The following is a 1,687-nucleotide window of genomic DNA, read 5'->3' as shown; positions in this document are numbered from 1 at the left end:
TCCTGGTGCTCGTAGGCGGTGAGCGTGGAGGAACGGACCTGGGAGAGCAGCTCGCGGAAGGAGGAGCGTGGGTCGACACGGGAGCGGAGGACGAGGGTGTTGACGAAGAAGCCGATGAGGCCCTCCAACTCGGAAGCCCTGCGGCCGGCGATGGGAGAGCCGACGGAGATGTCGTCCTGCCCGGAGTAGCGAGAGAGCAGGAGTTGGAAGGCGGTCAGCATGCCCATGAAGAGGGTGCTGCCCTCCTGCTTGCAGAAGGCTTCCACGGCGCGGGAGAGGGCCTGGGGAAGCTGGAAGTCGACGGTGCGACCGTGGAAGGACTGGAGCGGGGGCCGTGGGAAGTCGGTGGGCAGATCGAGGACAGCGGGTGCCCCGGCGAGCTGGTGCTTCCACCACGCGACCTGCCTGGAGAGGACGTCATCCTTGAGCCACTGACGTTGCCAGACAGCGTAGTCGGCGTACTGGAGCGGCAGCTCGGGAAGGGGAGACGGACGGCCCTGGCGATAGGCCCCGTAGAGAGACGTCACTTCCCGGACGAGCAGACCCATGGACCAGCCGTCGGAGACGGCGTGGTGGAGGTTGAGGAGCAGGACGTGCTGCTGGGGCGCGAGGCGCAGCAGCGAGGCGCGAAGCAAGGGGCCGCGACTCAAGTCGAAGGGGCGCACGGCATCCTGGTGCGCTCGCTCACGGGCCACGACTTCACGCTCCTCGGCAGAGGAGAGGTCCTCCATGGGAAGAGAGAAGGAGGACGGGGGGGAGATGGTCTGGAAGGGAGTTCCGTTGTCCTCGACGAAGGAGGTGCGGAGGGCTTCGTGACGGCGGATGAGTTCGGAGAAGGCGCGCTGGAGGGCGAGGGCGTCGAGAGGGCCCTCGAGACGGAGGGCGCCGGGCATGTTGTAGGTGGGAGTTCCGGGCTGGAGCTGCTCGAGGAACCAGAGGCGCTGCTGCGCGAAGGAGAGGGGCAGTGGCGTGCCATCTCGCGGGGTGGGGAGCAGCGGAGGGAGAGCGGCTGACTCAGTGGCGTGCTCGACGCGGAGGGCGAGCTGCTCAAGGGTCGGCGCCTCGAAGAGGGCGCGCAGGGGGATTTCCAGCGAGAAGGCGGAGCGGATGCGCGCCATCAACTGGGTGGCCAACAGCGAATGGCCACCGCGCTCGAAGAAGTGGTCATGGCGGCCCACGGAGGGGAGCCGGAGGACTTCAGCCCAAAGGGCGGCGAGGCGCACCTCGGTGGGCGTGAGCGGGGCGACGAAGGCGGCGGCGACGGGTGTCGCATCGGGAGAAGGCAGGGCCTTGCGGTCCACCTTTCCGTTGGGCGTCAGCGGGAAGGACTCCAGGGCCATGAGCGCGCCGGGGACTTCGTAGGCCGGGAGTCTCTTGGCGAGGTAGGCGCGGAGGGCCGCGGCCTCGGGCGGGCGTGACTGAGAGGTGAAGTAGGCGACGAGGCGTTGGTCGCCGGGCACGTCCTCTCGGAGGAGGACCAGGGCTTCACGGACGTCAGGGTGGCCCGAGAGGGTGGCTTCGATTTCACCCAATTCAATCCGGAAGCCGCGCAGCTTCACTTGGAAGTCGAGGCGACCGATGAACGCGAGCTCTCCGGTTGGCAGCCAGCGGACTTTGTCCCCCGTGCGGTACATGCGCGCGCCGGGGACGGAGCTGAACGGATTGGGAAGGAAGCGCTCCGCGGTGA

1 protein-coding gene is annotated in these 1,687 nt (G+C 68.2%); it reads right to left on the bottom strand.

Annotated elements, in window-relative coordinates; all coding sequences use genetic code 11:
* Positions 1-1,687 (bottom strand): condensation domain-containing protein (locus G4D83_RS45155; protein ID WP_240357197.1); only part of this gene is annotated, 1,687 nt, incomplete at both ends.

It is taken from the genome of Myxococcus eversor (assembly GCF_010894455.1).
In the GTDB taxonomy this organism is placed as follows: Bacteria; Myxococcota; Myxococcia; order Myxococcales; family Myxococcaceae; genus Myxococcus; species Myxococcus eversor.
Note: the sequence above shows the minus strand (reverse complement) of the source record. Positions and strands in the feature narration are given on the sequence as shown.